The organism is Streptomyces cyanogenus (assembly GCF_017526105.1).
In the GTDB taxonomy this organism is placed as follows: Bacteria; Actinomycetota; Actinomycetes; order Streptomycetales; family Streptomycetaceae; genus Streptomyces; species Streptomyces cyanogenus.
This window is the reverse complement of sequence record NZ_CP071839.1, coordinates 3,684,885-3,702,339: the sequence shown is the minus strand read 5'-3', so window position 1 is coordinate 3,702,339 and position 17,455 is coordinate 3,684,885. Positions and strand designations below refer to the sequence as shown.

The 17,455-nt window shown below is 71.5% G+C and carries 17 protein-coding genes; 10 read left to right on the top strand and 7 right to left on the bottom strand.

Annotation, left to right across the window (positions count from 1 at the left end; all coding sequences use genetic code 11):
* Window positions 1-58: 58 nt before the first annotated feature.
* Window positions 59-1,564, bottom strand: coding sequence for a peptide MFS transporter (locus S1361_RS16495; protein WP_208032599.1), 1,506 nt, complete (start codon window positions 1,562-1,564; stop codon window positions 59-61).
* A gap of 492 nt (window positions 1,565-2,056) precedes the next feature.
* Between S1361_RS16495 and S1361_RS16490 the strand changes: the two genes are divergently transcribed.
* Window positions 2,057-2,734 carry a response regulator transcription factor gene (locus S1361_RS16490; protein ID WP_189294696.1) on the top strand — a complete coding sequence of 226 codons (678 nt, stop codon included), beginning with the start codon at window positions 2,057-2,059 and terminating at the stop codon, window positions 2,732-2,734.
* Between the two features lie 167 nt (window positions 2,735-2,901).
* Complete coding sequence (locus S1361_RS16485; RefSeq protein ID WP_208032598.1) at window positions 2,902-4,173, top strand: ATP-binding protein; 1,272 nt, start codon at window positions 2,902-2,904, stop codon at window positions 4,171-4,173.
* Window positions 4,174-4,203: 30 nt separating this feature from the next.
* On the opposite strand, the gene S1361_RS16480 is transcribed toward S1361_RS16485, so the two are convergent.
* Window positions 4,204-4,707, bottom strand: coding sequence for a GtrA family protein (locus S1361_RS16480; protein ID WP_208032597.1), 504 nt, complete (start codon window positions 4,705-4,707; stop codon window positions 4,204-4,206).
* A 181-nt stretch (window positions 4,708-4,888) separates the two neighbouring features.
* Here S1361_RS16480 and S1361_RS16475 point away from each other — a divergent pair, with 181 nt between their 5' ends.
* The 4 genes from S1361_RS16475 (at window position 4,889) to S1361_RS16460 (ending at window position 8,998) form a co-directional block, all read left to right on the top strand.
* Complete coding sequence (locus tag S1361_RS16475) at window positions 4,889-6,028, top strand: 5-(carboxyamino)imidazole ribonucleotide synthase (protein ID WP_208032596.1); 1,140 nt, start codon at window positions 4,889-4,891, stop codon at window positions 6,026-6,028.
* Window positions 6,025-6,549, top strand: a complete 525-nt coding sequence (gene purE, locus S1361_RS16470; RefSeq protein WP_208032595.1) for a 5-(carboxyamino)imidazole ribonucleotide mutase — start codon at window positions 6,025-6,027, stop codon at window positions 6,547-6,549. The genes S1361_RS16475 and purE overlap by 4 nt, the downstream gene beginning before the upstream one ends.
* A gap of 5 nt (window positions 6,550-6,554) precedes the next feature.
* Window positions 6,555-7,748 (top strand): dipeptidase, encoded by a 1,194-nt coding sequence (locus S1361_RS16465; RefSeq protein ID WP_208036629.1) that lies wholly within the window; start codon window positions 6,555-6,557, stop codon window positions 7,746-7,748.
* A gap of 113 nt (window positions 7,749-7,861) precedes the next feature.
* The gene (locus S1361_RS16460; protein WP_208032594.1) at window positions 7,862-8,998 is read left to right on the top strand and encodes a dipeptidase; all 1,137 of its coding nucleotides are present in this window, start codon (window positions 7,862-7,864) and stop codon (window positions 8,996-8,998) included.
* A 7-nt stretch (window positions 8,999-9,005) separates the two neighbouring features.
* On the opposite strand, the gene S1361_RS16455 is transcribed toward S1361_RS16460, so the two are convergent.
* Window positions 9,006-9,398: a VOC family protein gene (locus tag S1361_RS16455; protein ID WP_208032593.1), complete on the bottom strand. Its 393-nt coding sequence runs from the start codon at window positions 9,396-9,398 to the stop codon at window positions 9,006-9,008.
* A gap of 36 nt (window positions 9,399-9,434) precedes the next feature.
* A complete protein-coding gene (locus tag S1361_RS16450; protein WP_208032592.1) occupies window positions 9,435-9,803 on the bottom strand; it encodes a VOC family protein in 369 nt (122 codons plus the stop codon).
* 86 nt (window positions 9,804-9,889) lie between these two features.
* Between S1361_RS16450 and S1361_RS16445 the strand changes: the two genes are divergently transcribed.
* Window positions 9,890-10,396, top strand: a complete 507-nt coding sequence (locus S1361_RS16445) for a CGNR zinc finger domain-containing protein (RefSeq protein ID WP_208032591.1) — start codon at window positions 9,890-9,892, stop codon at window positions 10,394-10,396.
* Between the two features lie 121 nt (window positions 10,397-10,517).
* Here S1361_RS16445 and S1361_RS16440 read toward each other — a convergent pair whose 3' ends face one another.
* Window positions 10,518-11,861, bottom strand: a complete 1,344-nt coding sequence (locus tag S1361_RS16440; RefSeq protein WP_208032590.1) for a UDP-glucose dehydrogenase family protein — start codon at window positions 11,859-11,861, stop codon at window positions 10,518-10,520.
* 190 nt (window positions 11,862-12,051) lie between these two features.
* Here S1361_RS16440 and S1361_RS16435 point away from each other — a divergent pair, with 190 nt between their 5' ends.
* Both S1361_RS16435 and S1361_RS16430 read left to right on the top strand, forming a co-directional pair.
* Complete coding sequence (locus tag S1361_RS16435) at window positions 12,052-13,209, top strand: acyl-CoA dehydrogenase (protein ID WP_279577614.1); 1,158 nt, start codon at window positions 12,052-12,054, stop codon at window positions 13,207-13,209.
* Between the two features lie 150 nt (window positions 13,210-13,359).
* On the top strand, window positions 13,360-13,734 hold the full coding sequence (locus tag S1361_RS16430; protein WP_208032589.1) for a four-helix bundle copper-binding protein: 375 nt from the start codon (window positions 13,360-13,362) through the stop codon (window positions 13,732-13,734).
* 62 nt (window positions 13,735-13,796) lie between these two features.
* Here the strand turns inward: S1361_RS16430 and S1361_RS16425 are convergent, their stop codons facing one another.
* Window positions 13,797-15,122: an LCP family protein gene (locus S1361_RS16425; RefSeq protein WP_208032588.1), complete on the bottom strand. Its 1,326-nt coding sequence runs from the start codon at window positions 15,120-15,122 to the stop codon at window positions 13,797-13,799.
* 92 nt (window positions 15,123-15,214) lie between these two features.
* Here S1361_RS16425 and S1361_RS16420 point away from each other — a divergent pair, with 92 nt between their 5' ends.
* Window positions 15,215-15,790, top strand: coding sequence for an acyl-CoA thioesterase (locus tag S1361_RS16420; protein ID WP_208032587.1), 576 nt, complete (start codon window positions 15,215-15,217; stop codon window positions 15,788-15,790).
* Window positions 15,791-15,938: 148 nt separating this feature from the next.
* Here S1361_RS16420 and S1361_RS16415 read toward each other — a convergent pair whose 3' ends face one another.
* On the bottom strand, window positions 15,939-17,441 hold the full coding sequence (locus S1361_RS16415; RefSeq protein ID WP_481906719.1) for an LCP family protein: 1,503 nt from the start codon (window positions 17,439-17,441) through the stop codon (window positions 15,939-15,941).
* Between the last annotated feature and the right edge of the window lie 14 nt (window positions 17,442-17,455).

Below are 17,455 nucleotides of genomic sequence, written 5' to 3'. Positions count from 1 at the left end.
CGGAGGGCCACCCCATCCCAAGGATGCGGTGGCCCTCCGTCGGCCGAGCCCCACCGGGCTAGTGCACGCTGCCCATGAGCTTCTTCACCTTGCCGCGGTACATCCACACCGCGACACCCGCGACCACGGCGAGGCCGGCCTCAAGGGCGACGAAGCCCATCCGGTCGAGGTTGACGCCGCCGACGGCCGGGTTGGACAGCAGCGCGGTGACCGAGTCGCCCGCGGTGACCGCGAGGAACCAGACGCCCATCATCTGCGAGGCGTACTTCTTCGGCGCCATCTTCGTCGTCACGGACAGACCCACCGGGGACAGCGTCAGCTCACCGATGGTCTGCGCGAAGTAGATCGCGACCAGCCACATCGCCGCGGCCTTGTGACCGCCCTGCGCGATGGACAGCGGGGCGAGGAAGACGAAGAAGGACGCACCCACCAGCACCAGGCCGGAGGCGAACTTCACGATGGTGCTCGGCTCCTGGCCGCGGCGGTTCAGCCACAGCCACAGCCAGGCGAAGACCGGCGCCAGCGCCATGATCATGACCGGGTTGACCGACTGGTACCAGGAGACCGGGAACTCCCAGCCGAAGATGGTGTTGTCGGCCCGCTTCTCGGCGAACAGCGACAGCGTCGAGCCACCCTGGTCGTAGATCATCCAGAACACGGCGGCGGCGACGAAGAACCAGATGTACGCCGACACCTTCGACCGCTCGGCGGAGTCCAGGTCCTTGTCCCGCAGGATGCGGGTGATGACCAGGATCGGCACGAGCAGGCCGACGAGGGTGAGCGGGATCAGCGCCCAGTTCAGGGTGAAGTGGCCGGTGCCGCCGACGATGCCGTAGAAGACCACGGCGATGGCCAGCCAGATCAGGCCCTTGCGCAGGGTGGTCGCCTTCTCGGCGGGCGTCAGCGGGGTCGGGACCTCACTGCTCTTCGCGCTCAGGTGGCGTCCGCCGAGCAGGTACTGGGCGAGGCCCAGCGCCATGCCGAGCGCGGCCAGCGCGAAGCCCAGGTGCCAGTTGACGTTCTCACCGACGGTGCCGATGACCAGCGGGGCGACGAAGGCACCGAGGTTGATGCCGATGTAGAAGAGCGTGAAGCCGCCGTCCCGGCGCGGGTCCCCCGGGCCGTTGTAGAGGTGGCCGACCATCGTGGAGATGTTGGCCTTCAGCAGACCGGAACCGATGGCGACGAGACCCAGGCCGACGAAGAAGCTCGCGGCGACGGGCAGCGCCAGGCACAGGTGGCCCAGCATGATGACGATGCCCGCGACGGTGACCGTCTTGCGGGGGCCGAGCACACGGTCGGCGAACCAGCCGCCGGGCAGGGTGAGCAGGTAGACGAGCGAGACGTAGACGGCGTAGATCGCCGTCGCCGTGCCCGCGTTCAGGTGCAGGCCACCCGGGGCCACCAGGTACAGCGGGAGCAGGGCCCTCATGCCGTAGTAGGAGAAGCGCTCCCACATCTCGGTCATGAAGAGAGTGGCCAGTCCGCGGGGGTGGCCGAAGAAGGTCTTCTCGGAACCGGGGGTGCCCGGGCGGACCGAGTCCTTCGTCAGGCTGGACGCCATGGTCGTTCCTTGCTGGTCGGGACGCGGCTGCTGGAGCGTTGCGCGCCCGGTGGGGGTGCGGCCGGCACCGGCGGGTCGGTCGTCCACCCCCCACGCCCAGGGGGGAGTCCGCTCCGGATCACGGAGTGGCGGACGGCGACCACCGGGATCCACGCCCCGCGACGCTTCGGTTGCGTCCGGAGCCCGGCCAGAGGTCATTCCTTTCGAGCTGATCTTGGTCAGCCCGTACACAAAAGAGACCTTCAGCGTCCACTGCCCGCCAAAGGCCCCGGTGTACTACAGGCGTTCAGATCACCATACGGCAGGACACTGCCGGATATGGAAGGACTTGAGACCGGGATCACAGGTGTCGCGGGAACCGCACGCGGGAATCGAAGGTCCCTCCCAGGATCGCATCCGCAGGTCAATGGTTCGTACCAGCAGGCCGGAAGGTAAGAACCCTGCGAACCGATCACACCCCGGCACCGCACCCGGGCGGTCTACCATCACCTCATGACCCGTGTACTGCTCGCCGAGGACGACGCGTCCATCTCGGAGCCGCTGGCCCGCGCCCTGCGCCGGGAAGGTTACGAGGTCGAGGTGCGCGAGGACGGACCCGCCGCACTCGACGCCGGAATGCAGGGCGGCGTCGATCTGGTCGTGCTGGACCTGGGCCTGCCCGGCATGGACGGCCTGGAGGTCGCCCGCCGGCTGCGCGCCGACGGCCACACCGTGCCGATCCTCATCCTGACCGCGCGGGCCGACGAGGTGGACACCGTCGTCGGCCTGGACGCGGGCGCCGACGACTACGTCACCAAGCCCTTCCGGCTCGCCGAACTGCTCGCCCGGGTCCGGGCCCTGCTCCGGCGCGGCGCCGCCGAGCCGCAGCAGCCGCCGGCCACGCACGGGGTGCGGATCGACGTCGAGTCGCACCGGGCCTGGATGGGCGAGGAGGAGCTCCAGCTCACGGCGAAGGAGTTCGACCTGCTGCGGGTGCTGGTGCGGGACGCCGGCCGGGTGGTCACCCGGGACCAGCTGATGCGCGAGGTCTGGGACACCACGTGGTGGTCCTCGACCAAGACCCTCGACATGCACATCTCCTGGCTGCGCAAGAAGCTCGGGGACGACGCGGCGAACCCCCGGTACATCGCCACGGTGCGCGGAGTCGGCTTCCGGTTCGAGAAGAGCTGAGCTCCCCCGGAGGGGGCACCCCCGGCCGCTGGGGCTTGACCGGCATGACGGGTCGCGTCGTGGGGGCTCGGGCGGCCGCCCGGCCGCCGGTCCGCCGTGGCCGGTCGCGCCGTTCCCCGCGCCCCTTCGGGGCGTGCACCACTGGATAAAGCCCCCCGGAGAATCCCATGCGCCGACGTCTCATCCAGTCCACCCTCGCCGTCGTCCTCGTGGTGATCGCGGTCTTCGGCGTCTCCCTCGTGATCGTCGAGACGCGGACGATCAGCAACAGCGCCCAGGAGCGGGTGGAGTCGGAGGCGGTGCGGCTGGCCAGCATCGTGGACAGCCGGATCCTCGCCGCGGAGAACGTCAACGCGGACGTCCTGCGCAACCCGGTCAGCAAGGACCAGTACGCGGTCATCCGCCTGCCCGGCAGGTCGCCCATAGAGATCGGCAGCAAGCCCGAGGGCGACACCATCAGCTACACCCAGCACGGCGAGGAGGGCGAGACGGTCACCGTGCAGGAGCCCCGCTCCGCGGTGACCCGCGAGGTCGGCCGGACCCTGCTGATCATCGGGCTGGTCGCGCTGCTCGCCGTGGTGGCGGCGGTGCTGCTCGCCGTACGGCAGGCCAACCGGCTCGCCTCCCCGCTGACCGACCTCGCCGAGACCGCCGAACGCCTCGGCTCCGGCGACCCGCGCCCGCGCCACAAGCGCTACGGCGTCCCCGAGCTGGACCGGGTCGCCGATGTGCTGGACGCCTCCGCCGAGCGGATCGGGCGCATGCTGACCGCCGAGCGGCGCCTCGCGGCCGACGCCTCCCACCAGCTCCGTACACCGCTGACCGCGCTGTCCATGCGGCTGGAGGAGATCACCCTCACCGACGACCCGGACACCGTGAAGGAGGAGGCGACGATCGCGCTGACGCAGGTCGAGCGGCTGACGGACGTCGTGCAGCGGCTGCTGACGAACTCCCGCGACCCGCGCACCGGCTCCGCCGTCACCTTCGACCTGGACGAGGTCATCCAGCAGCAGCTCGCCGAGTGGCGGCCCGCCTACCGCAGCGTCGGCCGGGCCATCGTCAGCTCCGGCAAGCGGCACCTCCAGGCGGTGGGCACCCCGGGCGCGGTCGCCCAGGTACTGGCCGCGCTGATCGAGAACTCGCTCATGCACGGCGGCGGCACCGTCGCGCTGCGCACCCGGGTCACCGGCAACCAGGCCGTCATCGAGGTCACCGACGAGGGACCGGGCGTGCCGGCGGACCTCGGCGCGCGGATCTTCGAGCGCACGATCAGCGGGCGGAACTCCACCGGGATCGGCCTGGCCGTGGCCCGCGACCTCGCGGAGGCCGACGGCGGCCGGCTGGAACTGCTCCAGGCGCAGCCCCCGGTCTTCGGCCTCTTCCTGTCGCGCACACCCCCGCCGCGCAAGCCGGACCAGGACCGGCCCACGGTCCGCTAGCCGGCCGGGGCCGCGGGGACCGCGGCGGGACTACGGGACGCGCTGCCTCGGCGGCTGCTTCTTCGACTCCTGCTTCAGGATCGATTCCGCGCTCGCCACGGTCTCCCGGGCCGGCAGCGTCCGGAACACCCAGCTGCGGTACGACCAGAAGCGGAACAGGGTCGCGACGCCGATGCCGACGAACTTGAAGATGTTGCTCTGCAGCGGGCTGTCCCAGCCGAAGGCGTAGGTCGCCAGGTAGAGCACGCCGTTCTCGATCACCAGGCCGACGGCGCTGAACAGCAGGAACAGCGTGAGTTCCTTGGTGCGCCCGCCCTTGTCGCGGTCCCGGTACGTCCAGTAACGGAAGCCGACGTAGTTGAAGGCGATGGCCACGACGGTCGCGATGATGCTGGCCCGCACCACCGGCAGGTCGGAGACGTGCCGGACCAGGTTGAACACGCCCAGATTGACGAGGACGCCGGCACCGCCGACGGCCCCGAACTTGACGACCTCGCGTACGAGCCGTTGCAGCCCCGAGGAACGAGGTTCCATGGCTGTGCAGCTCCCGTCGGTAGGTTTCGTCGACCCCGCCATGCTAGCCGCGCGGGCCCACCGGTGCCTGTGGACCGGGCCACTGCCCGGAAACGGGTCGTAAAGAAGAGGGGAAGCCCTCGGTAAGAGTCTGCGCGAGGGACGGATTCGGCCTCCCCGGCGTGGCCGATACCCTAGGGGTGTGACGTTCCCGGTAGTCGGCATGATCGGCGGGGGGCAGCTCGCGCGTATGACGCACGAAGCGGGCATCCCGTTCGGCATCAGGTTCAAGCTTCTCAGTGACACTCCGCAGGATTCCGCCGCGCAGGTCGTGAGCGACGTCGTCATCGGCGACTACCGCGACCTGGAGACGCTGCGCGCGTTCGCGCGCGGCTGCGACGTGATCACCTTCGACCACGAGCACGTGCCCACCGAGCACCTGCGCGCCCTGGAGGCGGACGGCATCCCCGTGCGCCCCGGTCCGGACGCGCTGGTGCACGCCCAGGACAAGGGCGTGATGCGGGCGAAGCTCGACGCGATCGGCATCCCGTGCCCCCGGCACCGGATCGTCAGCGACCCGGAGGACGTCGTCCGGTTCGCCGCCGAGGGCGACGGCTTCCCCGTCGTCCTCAAGACGGTCCGCGGCGGCTACGACGGCAAGGGCGTGTGGGTCGTGGACAGTGCCGAGGAGGCCGCCGAGCCCTTCCGCGCCGGCGTCCCCGTGCTCGCCGAGGAGAAGGTCGACTACGTCCGCGAGCTGGCCGCCAACGTCGTCCGCTCCCCGCACGGCCAGGCCGTCGCCTACCCCGTGGTGGAGTCGCAGCAGGTCGACGGCGTCTGCGACACGGTCATAGCCCCCGCGCCCGACCTCCAGGAGGACCTGGCGCTGCGGGCCGAGGAGATGGCGCTGACCATCGCCAAGGAACTGGGCGTCGTCGGCCACCTCGCCGTCGAGCTGTTCCAGACCCGCGACGGCCGCATCCTCGTCAACGAGCTGGCGATGCGTCCGCACAACTCCGGCCACTGGACCATGGACGGCGCGATCACCTCGCAGTTCGCCAACCACGTCCGCGCGGTCCTGGACCTGCCGCTGGGCGACCCGCGCCCGCGCGCCCGGTGGACCGTGATGGTCAACGTGCTGGGCGGCGACTACCCGGACATGTACTCCGCGTACCTGCACTGCATGGCCCGCGACCCCAAGCTCAAGATCCACATGTACGGCAAGGACGTGAAGCCCGGCCGCAAGGTCGGACACGTGAACACCTACGGCGACGACCTGGACGAGGTGCTGGAGCGCGCCCGCCACGCAGCCGGCTACCTGAGAGGCACCATCACCGAATGAGCCCCGTTGTTGGCATCGTCATGGGGTCGGACTCCGACTGGCCCGTCATGGAAGCCGCCGCCAAGGCCCTGGACGAGTTCGAGATCTCCTACGAGGTCGACGTCGTCTCCGCGCACCGCATGCCCCGCGAGATGATCACGTACGGCGAGCAGGCCGCCGACCGCGGCCTGAAGGTGATCATCGCCGGCGCGGGCGGTGCCGCCCACCTGCCCGGCATGCTCGCCTCCGTCACCCCGCTGCCGGTCATCGGCGTGCCCGTGCCGCTGAAGTACCTGGACGGCATGGACTCGCTGCTCTCCATCGTGCAGATGCCCGCCGGCGTCCCGGTCGCCACGGTCTCCGTCGCCGGTGCCCGCAACGCCGGTCTCCTCGCCGCCCGGATGCTCGCCGCGCACGACGAGGACCTGCTGCACAAGATGCGCGACTTCCAGCAGGACCTCAACGACCAGGCCACCGAGAAGGGCAAAAGGCTGCGCGCCAAGGTCGAGGGCGCCGGCAGCGGCTTCGGCTTCGGGAAGTGACCGCCGTGGCCGCCCTGGACGAAGCCCGCGCGCTGCTGCGCGAGTTCCCCGTGGTCGACGGGCACAACGACCTCCCGTGGGCGCTGCGCAAGCAGGCCGGCTACGACCTGGACGCCCTGGACATCGCCGGCGACCGGCACGAGCAGCTGCACACCGACCTGCCGCGGCTGCGCGCGGGCGGCGTCGGTGCCCAGTACTGGTCGGTGTACGTCCCCTGCGAGGAGCCCGAGCCGGTCGCGGCCACGCTGGAGCAGATCGACTGCGTCCGCCGGCTGCTGGACCGCTACCCGGCGGACCTGGCGCCCGCGCTGACCGCCGCGGACATGGAGGCGGCCCGCCGGGACGGCCGTATCGCCTCGCTCATGGGCGCCGAGGGCGGCCACTCCATAGCCAACTCGCTGGGCACCCTGCGCGGCCTGTACGCGCTCGGCGTGCGCTACATGACGCTCACCCACAACGACAACGTGGACTGGGCGGACTCCGCGACCGACGAGCCCGGCGTGGGCGGCCTGTCCGCCTTCGGCCGCGAGGTCGTCCGCGAGATGAACCGCCTCGGCATGCTCGTCGACCTCTCCCACGTGGCGGCGACCACCATGCGGGACGCGCTGGACGCAGCCTCGGCGCCGGTGATCTTCTCGCACTCCTCCGCCCGCGCGGTGTGCGACCACCCCCGCAACATCCCCGACGACGTCCTGGAGCGCCTGCCCGCCAACGGCGGCATGGCCATGGTGACGTTCGTGCCCAAGTTCGTGCTCCAGGCCGCCGTCGACTGGACGGCCGCCGCCGACGAGCACCTGCGCGCCCACGGCCTGCACCACCTGGACACCAGCCCCGAGGCGATGAAGCTCCACCGCGCCTTCGAGGAGCGCCACCCGCGCCCGGTCGCCACGGTGTCCACGGTCGCGGACCACCTGGACCACATGCGCGAGGTCGCCGGCATCGACCACCTGGGCATCGGCGGCGACTACGACGGCACCGCGTTCACCCCGGACGGCCTGGACGACGTCTCCGGCTACCCCAACCTGCTCGCCGAACTGCTCGAACGCGGCTGGTCCAGGGCCGACCTGGCCAAGCTGACCTGGCAGAACGCGGTCCGCGTCCTGGGCGCCGCCGAGGACGCGGCGCGGGACCTCCAGGCCACCCGCGCGCCGTCCCTCGCCACCATCGAGGCGCTCGACGGCACGCCCGGCGGGAGCTGACCGGGGTACCCCCGAACGCCCCACTCACCAGGAAGGCCACCTCCGCTCCGTGCGACCGTGTCGGTACGCCTGCCACAGCACGCCGTAGCCGACGACGACGTACGGAGCCCGCCATGGCCGACCTCCAGGACGACATCCCCACCACGACCGAGGTCGGCCGGGACGACGGCCTGCCGGACGGCGACGGGGCGGCCCCGGCCTCGCTCGACCCGGCGTACCCCCCTTCCGCGCAGCAGGCCGGCGAGTTGCTGGAACGGGCGCACGCCCTGCTCGCCGCCCACCCGGTCGCCGACGGCTACAGCGGCCTGCCCTGGGCCCTGCGCCACCTGCCCTGGTACGACCTGGAGCTGGGCGAGGCCGCCATCGACACGGACGTGCCCCGGCTGCGCGAGGGACATGTCGCCGCGCTGTTCTGGTCGCTGCACCTGCCCGAGGAGCCGAGCGGCGAACGTGCCGTGACGACGACCCTGGAGCAGCTGGACCTGGTCCGCATGGTCGTCGACAGCCACCCGGAGGGGCTGCGGCTGGCGCGCACCGCCGGACAGGTCATCGACGCCCACAACTGCGGCCGGGTCGCCGTGGTGCCGGGCCCCGCACCCGCCGCCGCCCTGGACGACTCCCTGGGCCTCCTGCGCATCCTGCACACCCTCGGGCTGCGCGTGCTCACCCTCGCGGACACCGCCTGGGCGGGCACCTCGGGGCTGACCCGGTTCGGGGAGGAGGTCGTCCGCGAGATGAACCGGCTCGGGGTGCTCGCCGACGTCTCGGGAGCCACCCCCGACACCGTCGAGCGGACCATCGCCCTGTCCAAGACCCCGGTGCTGTGCAGCCGCTCGGCCGCCCGCGCCCTGCGCCCGCACCCGGCCAACCTGCCCGACGAACTGCTCGCCGCCCTGGGCCGGGCGAAGGGCCTGTGCATGGTGCCGCTGACCGCCGAGCAGACCGGCCCGACCGTCCCGGACGTCGCCGACCACCTCGACCACATCCGCGACGTGGCCGGCCCCGACTGCGTCGGCCTGTCCGGCACCTATGACTCCGGGGCCGTCCACCCCCGGGACCTCGCCGACGCCTCCCGCTACCCCCACCTGATCGCCGAGCTGCTCCGGCGCGGCTGGTCCGAGACCGAGCTGTCCCTGCTGACCTGGGGCAACGTGCAGCGGGTGCTGCGCAGCGCGGACTTCGTCGCACGGGCCACGCAGCTGCGCCGGGAGGCGTCCACCGCGAAGATCACCGAGCTGGACGCCTCCTAGGACGTCGTCACGCCCCCTCGATCCGGCACAGGCAGAACGGGTGCCCGGCCGGGTCGGCGTACACCTGGAAGTCCTTCTTCTCGCGGTCCTCCAGGTCCAGCGGGCGGGCACCCAGCGCCAGCACCCGCTCGTGCGCCGCGTCGAGCTCCGCCCAGGTCGCACCCGCGTCGAAGTCCAGGTGAAGCTGCTGGCCGTTGCGGTCCGCGCGCGGCCACTCCGGCGGGGTGTGCCCCTCGGCCCGCTGGAAGGCGAGCCGGGGACCGTCCGGGACCTGGAGCACCACCCAGTCGTCGTCCTCCGCCTGCGGGGTACCGCCGGCCACCGCCGCGTAGAAGGCGGCCAGCGCGTGCGGGTCGGGGCAGTCGAGCACGACGTTACGGAAACGGGCCACGGACGTCATGGAGTTCTCCTTCGAGACGGTTGCGCGGGCGCCCCGTCAGCAGGCGCACAGACAGAACGGGTGCCCAGCGGGGTCGGCGTAGACACGGAAGGTCCGCTCGCGGTCCTCCGCGTCCAGCGGCTTGGCGCCCAGCTCCAGGACCCCCTTCTCCGCCGCGTCCAGGTCCTCCACGGTGAGGTCGAGGTGGAACTGCTGCGAGTGGTCCGGCGCGGGCCACCGCGGCGGCACGAAACCGGGCGCCTGCTGGAAGGCCAGCGTCGGCCCGCCCGGCACCTTCAGATCCACCCACGAGCCGTCCTCGGGGTTCTCCTCGACCGTCCCGCCCAGCACACCGGCGTAGAAGCCGGCCAGCGCGCGCGGATCGGGACAGTCCAGGACCACGACATCGAGCTTGGCGAGCGCCATGACTACCTCCTCCATGGGTTACCTGCAGAAGCGGGTAACCGGTAACGGTTACTGCATGCTCCCGCATCGGGGGTAACGTCGCAAGCATGAGCGAGAGATCGGCCGCTCCCGGCGGCCTGGCCCTGATCGAGTCCCTGGTGAACACGCTGGACATCGAGACGGGCGCCGACTCGCTGGACACGCCGGAGGGTCGCGGGCGCCTCGGCATCACGGAGGCCGAGCTGGCCGACGCGCGGGAGCTGCGCGAATCGCTGCGGGCGGTACTGCTGGCCCACGCCGGCCATCCGCCGCACCGCGCGGTGACCCCGCTGGGCGCCCTGCTGGCGCGCGCCCCGCTCCGCGTCGCCGTCGACGAGCGGGACGGCTCGGCACGCCTCGCCCCCGCCGAGGAGGGCCCGCTGCTCTCCCGGGTGGCCGCCGCCGTCGCCGAGGCACTGGTCGCCGGAACCTGGACCAGGCTGAAGGCGTGCGAGGCCGGCACCTGCCACTGGGCGTACTACGACCGCAGCCCCGCCGGCCGCGGCCGCTGGTGCTCGATGCAGGTGTGCGGAGCCCGCGCGAAGATGCGCCGGTACCGGGCCAAGGGTGCGTGAGTCACAGCGGAGTGGTGCACAATGCGGACAGACGCCGGTTCGGCCGACTGAGCCTCGGCCGAACCGGCGTCACCCGATGCCGCCGCGTTCTTCAGTCGGTGGGGCGTCATGCGGTGGGGCGTTATGCGGTGGGGCGGCCCATCGCCCGGTACGTCCAGCCCGCCCGCCGCCACTGCTCCGGGTCCAGGGTGTTGCGCCCGTCGAGGATCACCCGGGCCGTCACCGCCTCGCCGAGCGCCGCCGGGTCCAGCTCGCGGAACTCGCCCCACTCGGTCAGGTGCAGCACCACGTCGGCGCCCCGGGCGGCCTCCAGCGCCGAGTCGGCGTACCCCAGGGTCGGGAACACCTTGCGGGCGTTGTCCATGCCCTTCGGGTCGTACACCGTCACCTGGCCGCCCTGGAGGTGGATCTGGCCCGCGACGTTCAGCGCGGGGGAGTCGCGGACGTCGTCGGAGTCCGGCTTGAAGGTGGCGCCGAGCACCGCGACCCGCTTGCCGAGGAAGGAACCGCCGCCCAGCGCCTCCCGGGTCATCTCCACCATCTGCCCGCGCCGGCGCATGTTGATGGAGTCGATCTCCCGCAGGAAGGTGAGCGCCTGGTCCGCGCCCAGCTCGCCCGCCCGGGCCATGAACGCCCGGATGTCCTTGGGCAGACAGCCGCCGCCGAAGCCGATACCGGCGCGCAGGAACTTCCGCCCGATCCGGTCGTCGTGGCCGATGGCCTCCGCCAGCTTCGCCACGTCACCGCCGGCCGCCTCGCAGACCTCGGCCATCGCGTTGATGAAGGAGATCTTGGTGGCGAGGAAGGAGTTCGCGGCCGTCTTCACCAGCTCGGCGGTCGGGAAGTCGGTGACCACGAACGGCGTGCCCTCGCCGACCGGGCCGGCGTACACCTCGCGCAGCAGCTTCTCCGCGCGCTCGCTGCGCACCCCGACGACGATCCGGTCCGGGTGCAGGGTGTCCTGGACGGCGAAGCCCTCGCGCAGGAACTCCGGGTTCCAGGCCAGCTCGGCGTCCGCGCCGGCCGGGGCGTGCTCGGCGAGGTAGGCGGCCAGCCGGTCGGCCGAGCCCACCGGCACGGTCGACTTGCCCACCACCAGGGCCGGGCCGTGCAGGTGCGGGGCGAGCGAGGCGATCGCGGAGTCGACGTACCTCATGTCACAGGCGTACTCGCCGTGCTTCTGCGGGGTGTTCACGCACACGAAGTGCACGTCGCCGAAGGCACCGACCTCGGCCCAGTCCGTGGTGAACCGCAGCCGTCCCGAGGAGCCCTCGATCCCGGCCACGTGCCGGCGCAGCAGTTCGTCGAGCCCCGGCTCGTACATCGGGGTCTCGCCGCGCTCCAGCAGGGCGATCTTCTCCGGTACGACGTCCAGGCCCAGCACCTCGAAGCCCAGCTCGGCCATGGCCGCGGCGTGTGTGGCGCCGAGATAGCCGGTGCCGATCACGGTGATCTTCAGGCTCATGGGTGTGCTCCAGCTCCGGTCCGTCGGTCCTGCTCGGTCATGCGGTGCCTGAGCATAGTCGGGCCGCTCAGCGGGCACTTTTTCCGCTGTCAGCAAGCTCACGTAGGCGTGTTCACGCCGGCGCTCTAAAATTCAGTTACTTAACGGTAATTAGCGTCAGTATCACTGCGTCTTTGGAGCGTGAGACACCGTGGCCGGATCGGCTGACTTCGACCTGTACCGCCCGTCCGAGGAGCACGACATGCTCCGGGACGCCGTCCGTTCGCTGGTCGAGGCGAAGATCGCGCCGTTCGCCACTGCGGTGGACGAGGAGGCCCGTTTCCCGCAGGAGGCCCTCGACGCCCTCGTCGCCAACGAGCTGCACGCCGTGCACGTCCCCGAGGAGTACGGCGGCGCCGGCGCCGACGCGCTCGCCACGGTCATCGTGATCGAGGAGGTGGCCCGCGCCTGCGTCTCCTCCTCCCTCATCCCGGCCGTGAACAAGCTGGGCTCGCTCCCGGTGATCCTCTCCGGCTCCGAGGAGCTGAAGAAGAAGTACCTGGGCCCGCTCGCCCAGGGCGACGCGATGTTCTCGTACTGCCTGTCCGAGCCGGAGGCGGGCTCGGACGCGGCCGGCATGAAGACCAAGGCCGTCCGCGACGGCGACCACTGGGTGCTCAACGGCGTCAAGCGCTGGATCACCAACGCGGGCGTCTCCGAGTACTACACGGTGATGGCCGTGACGGACCCCTCGAAGCGCTCCAAGGGCATCTCGGCCTTCGTGGTCGAGAAGTCGGACGAGGGTGTCTCCTTCGGCGCCCCGGAGAAGAAGCTCGGCATCAAGGGTTCCCCGACCCGCGAGGTCTACTTCGACAACGTACGCATCCCCGCCGACCGCATGATCGGCGAAGAGGGCACGGGCTTCCTGACGGCCATGAAGACCCTGGACCACACCCGCATCACCATCGCCGCCCAGGCGCTCGGCGTCGCCCAGGGTGCCTTCGACTACGCCAAGGGCTACGTCCAGGAGCGCAAGCAGTTCGGCAAGGCGATCGCCGACTTCCAGGGCATCCAGTTCATGCTCGCCGACATGTCCATGAAGATCTCGGCGGCCCGCGCCCTGACCTACCAGGCCGCCGCCGCCTCCGAGCGCGGCGACTCCGACCTCACCTACCTGGGCGCCGCCGCCAAGTGCTTCGCCTCGGACGTGGCCATGGAGGTCACCACCGACGCCGTCCAGCTCCTCGGCGGCTACGGCTACACCCGCGACTACCCGGTGGAGCGCATGATGCGCGACGCCAAGATCACCCAGATCTACGAGGGCACGAACCAGGTCCAGCGGATCGTCATGGCCCGCAACCTGCCGTAAGGCGTCCGCTCCCCCGAAAGGCGCCCCTCGGGGCGCCTTTTCCGCGTTGGGCAGGAAGCCGTAACCCGACGTGCGGGACACCGCTCCGCGGCGTAGGACGGAAGCACACGGGGCCCGCCCCGGGGCCCACCCGCCTTCCCAGGAGGAGCCATGACCCAGTCCCAGTCCCGGTCCGGGATGATGCCCGCCCTCACGCAGCAGATGCAGGACTGCATCGAGGCCTGCATGAACTGCCACAACATGTGCGAGGAGACCATGAGCTCCTGCATGCAGCAGGGCGGCCAGGCGCAGATGCAGGTCATGCGGGCGCTCATGGACTGCTCCGAGACGACCCGCATGTGCGCCGACATGATGATGCGGCGCTCGCCCATGGCCGGCGAGATGTGCGCGCTCTGCGCGAAGGTCTGCGACATGTGCGTCGAGGCGTGTATGTCCATGCCGGACGACCAGCAGATGATGCGCTGCGCCGAGGCGTGTCGCCGCTGCGCGGAGACCTGCCGGGCGATGGCGGGCGCCGCCATGTGAGCCCACCGCGCACGGCCGAGGGCACCCCGCGGGGTGCCCTCGGACCGTCGCGCGCGCCGCCGTCAGTTGCCGGAGACGGTGACCTTCTCGTCGTTGTTCAGCTGGTCCACCAGCGTCTTCACCTTCGCCTTGTCCCAGACGAGGTTGCCGCCGGAGGAGCCGGAGATGGGCATGTTCATCGAGGTGCCGTCACCGCCGCTGACGCCCTTCATCGCCCAGAACATCGAGGCCAGGTCCCACAGGCCCATGTCCTTGTCGACGATCAGGGAGTCCAGGCCCGCGCCCATGGTCGGGTAGAACTTGAAGGGGTTCAGCACCGTGGACGGGGTGGCCACCTGGTGGGCCAGGGCGGCCAGGAACTTCTGCTGGTTCTTGGTGCGCTGCAGGTCGGACGCGGCGAACGCGTGCCGGGTCCGGACGAAGGCGAGCGCCTGCTGGCCGTTCAGGGTCTGCTTGCCGGCCTCGAAGTCGGCGCCCGACCACTTGTCCTTGAAGCCCTTGTCGATGTCGATCTCGACGCCGCCCACCGCGTCGACGATGTTCGCGAAGCCCTGGAAGCCGATCTCCACGTAGTGGTCGATGTGCAGACCGGTGTTCGCCTCGATCGTGCGGACCAGCAGCGTCGGCCCGTCCTCGGCGTAGGTGGCGTTCAGCTTCGCGTGCCGCCCCCGCGCCGGGTACACCTTCCCGGACGTCGACCCCTTGTACGACGGGACCACCACGTCCGAGTCGCGCGGCAGCGATATGAGCGTGTCGCCGTTGTCGCCGACGTGCAGGATCATCATCGAGTCGGTGCGCTTGCCCTCGGCGCCGCCGGTGTGCAGCTTCTTCTCGTCCTCCTTGGACATGCCCTCACGGCTGTCCGAGCCGACGATCAGGTAGTTGGTGCCCGACCCCGACCCGGGCCGGTCGATGACCGTCGACAGGTCCACCTCACGGCGCAGCTTGGAGTCGGCCCAGAAGTAGGTGGCCACCGAGGTGACGACCAGCACGGTAGCCAGCGTGATCGCCGTCCACTTGATCCGGCGCCGCCAGTTCGGCGCGGGGCGCGGGGCACGGGTGGACGCGCCTTCCGGGCCGCCCGGGCCCCGGCCGCCGGGGCTGCCGTAGACCTGGCCCGTGTTGTAGCCGCTGTCGTAGTCGCCGTAGCCGGCGCCTTCCTCGCGTCCGCTGCCGTTCACGTACGACGGCTGCTGCGGCACACCGGCCCCGTACGGCGGCGCCGCCGGGCCGGGGTCGCCGTACGCCGAGCGCGGTCCGGGCGGTACCGCCGGGCCGCGCCGCACCTGACGCATCACGCGAGCCCCCTCCGGCTGTGCGCCGGCACTGCCGCGTCCGTAGCGCGGGCCGCGGTTGTCGTCGGACCATCCCTCGGGCCAGTCATTCATGCGCCCCAGTGTGCAGGGCGCCGATACGTGCTCGACAAGGGATGTCGGGAAATCAGGGCCCCGCTGTTGCGAACCCGACACAAATTCCGCGAATGCGCCGTCGGCATAAGGTGGAGGGCATGACAGACCAGGTCACGGGCACGGATCCGGACATCCCGGGCAAGCCCACCTCAGCCTCGCGCACCACCCTCAGCCACATCATGACCCACAACGACACCAACCTGCTGGGTACGGTGCACGGCGGGGTGATCATGAAGCTGGTCGACGACGCGGCGGGCGCGGTGGCCGGCCGGCACTCCGGCGGTCCCGCCGTCACCGCGTCCATGGACGAGATGGCGTTCCTGGAGCCGGTCCGCGTCGGTGACCTGGTCCACGTCAAGGCGCAGGTGAACTGGACCGGCCGGACCTCGATGGAGATCGGCGTCCGGGTGCTCGCCGAGCGCTGGAACGAGTCGGACCCGGCCACCCAGGTGGGCTCGGCCTACCTGGTCTTCGCGGCCGTCGACGCCGACGGCAAGCCGCGCCGCGTGCCGCCGGTCATACCGGAGACCGACCGGGACCGCCGCCGCTACCAGGAGGCCCAGATCCGCCGCACCCACCGCCTGGCCCGCCGCCGGGCGATCCGTGAGCTGCGGGAGAAGCGGGCGGCGGAGGGCTTCGACGACTAGCCGCGGACGCAACGGCGGACCGGACGCGGACGGGACGACGGACTGGACGGCGGACCACACGCGGGCGGGACGGGCGCACTCGACGCGGACCGTACGGCGGCGCCGGGCGAGGGCCGCACGGCGTGCTGCGGTGCTCCGGGCCGAGCGCTCAGCACGCCACCTCGTTGCCCCGCACCACGTTCTGCTCCGGCCGCGCCGGGTCGTCGAACCGCACCTTGCGTACCTTCCGCACGTCGGCGAAGTCCGCGCCGGCCGTCACCTTCAGCAGCGGCCCCTGCCCCGGCACCGCGCGCAGCTCGCTGCCCGGCAGGGCCGCGGCCAGGGAGCGGGCGGAGCGGTCCCAGCGGGGGTCGTAGGAGATCACCGTGCGCGGCACACGGACGGGCGCGGTCACCGGCAGGCGGGTGGTGGCGAAGCCGGTCGCCGCGAGTGCCGCGTCGACCCGCCTGGCCAGCCCGACCGTGCCGCTGCCGTTCGCCACCTGCACCCGGATCGTGTCCGGGGCCACCTCCACCGGCACCGCGGTCCGCGCCGGGTCCCGGTGCGGACGCTCCCCGGCGAGCGGCTTGTCGTCGCGCAGCGCCCGGAACAGCTCGTCGGCCTTGGCCGGGTCCCACTTCAGGGTCGAGCCGATGCCCTTGACCTGGTAGTTCAGCTGTCCGATGGGGACGGTGGCGAACTCGGACGAGGAGGGGGAGAAGTCCCGCATCGCGCGGCCGAGGTCGAGCAGCTCGTCGGTGCCGAAGCCCTCGTCGGCGCGGACCGAGCCGAGCACCGCCCGGGTCACGTCCCGGAACCGCATCGGGTTCAGCAGCACCCCGGAGGAGGTCGTCCGCTCCAGCAGCGCGGCCAGGAACCGCTGCTGCCGTTTCATCCGGCCCAGGTCGCTTGCGCCGTCGATGTGCCGGGCGCGCACGTACTGCAGCGCCTGCCCGCCCAGCAGGGTGTGGGTGCCGGGTCCGAGGTCGAGCCCGGTGTACGCGTCCCTCAGCGGCGTCGGCGTGCACACCTTGACCCCGCCGAGCACGTCGACGGTCTTCATGAAGCTGGTGAAGTCGACCTCCAGATAGTGGTCGATCTTCACGTGGGTCATGTTCTCGACCGTGCGGATGGTCAGCTGGGGGCCGCCCTCGGCGTAGGCCGCGTTGAGCCTGACCGGGTGCGGTCCGTGCCGCCGCCCCGAGTTCATGTCGGTGTGCGCGGGCATCTCGGCGTAGGAGTCGCGCGGCAGGCTCACCACGGTGGCCCGCTCCCGGTCCTCCGAGATGTGCACGATCATCATCGTGTCGGTGCAGTGGCAGGGCTGCCCGCCCAGCCGGTAGGCGCGCCGGTCCTGCTCGCTGATCTTGTCGCGGCCGTCGGTGCCTACCAGCAGCAGGTTCATGCCGTGGCCGGCCCGGGGCCGGTTCTTCATGTCCTTGAAGGCGTCGATCCGGGCGATCCCCGCGTCCAGACTGGCGACGACCGCGTGCCCGATCCCGGCGGAGGCGAGCACCACGACCGAGAGCGTGGTGACCGCCCGCATGGCCCAGCGGGGCCGCCGCCGCGGCGGCCGGACGGACCGCACCGGCCGCCGCTCGGGCGGACGCGGCACACGGCGGGGCGGCTGGCGGCGTTGCGGAGGCGCGGGGGACCGAGGCGGGCTGGGCAAGGAGGACACCTCCG

Bases quoted from the DNA above. Each gene is read 5' to 3' on its own strand.
- S1361_RS16495 (WP_208032599.1), bottom strand. From the start codon at position 1,564: ATGGCGTCCAGCCTGACGAAGGACTCGGTCCGCCCGGGCACCCCCGGT.
- S1361_RS16490 (WP_189294696.1), top strand. From the start codon at position 2,057: ATGACCCGTGTACTGCTCGCCGAGGACGACGCGTCCATCTCGGAGCCG.
- S1361_RS16485 (WP_208032598.1), top strand. From the start codon at position 2,902: ATGCGCCGACGTCTCATCCAGTCCACCCTCGCCGTCGTCCTCGTGGTG.
- S1361_RS16480 (WP_208032597.1), bottom strand. From the start codon at position 4,707: ATGGAACCTCGTTCCTCGGGGCTGCAACGGCTCGTACGCGAGGTCGTC.
- purE (WP_208032595.1), top strand. From the start codon at position 6,025: ATGAGCCCCGTTGTTGGCATCGTCATGGGGTCGGACTCCGACTGGCCC.
- S1361_RS16460 (WP_208032594.1), top strand. From the start codon at position 7,862: ATGGCCGACCTCCAGGACGACATCCCCACCACGACCGAGGTCGGCCGG.
- S1361_RS16455 (WP_208032593.1), bottom strand. From the start codon at position 9,398: ATGACGTCCGTGGCCCGTTTCCGTAACGTCGTGCTCGACTGCCCCGAC.
- S1361_RS16450 (WP_208032592.1), bottom strand. From the start codon at position 9,803: ATGGCGCTCGCCAAGCTCGATGTCGTGGTCCTGGACTGTCCCGATCCG.
- S1361_RS16445 (WP_208032591.1), top strand. From the start codon at position 9,890: ATGAGCGAGAGATCGGCCGCTCCCGGCGGCCTGGCCCTGATCGAGTCC.
- S1361_RS16440 (WP_208032590.1), bottom strand. From the start codon at position 11,861: ATGAGCCTGAAGATCACCGTGATCGGCACCGGCTATCTCGGCGCCACA.
- S1361_RS16430 (WP_208032589.1), top strand. From the start codon at position 13,360: ATGACCCAGTCCCAGTCCCGGTCCGGGATGATGCCCGCCCTCACGCAG.
- S1361_RS16425 (WP_208032588.1), bottom strand. From the start codon at position 15,122: ATGAATGACTGGCCCGAGGGATGGTCCGACGACAACCGCGGCCCGCGC.
- S1361_RS16420 (WP_208032587.1), top strand. From the start codon at position 15,215: ATGCGCCGTCGGCATAAGGTGGAGGGCATGACAGACCAGGTCACGGGC.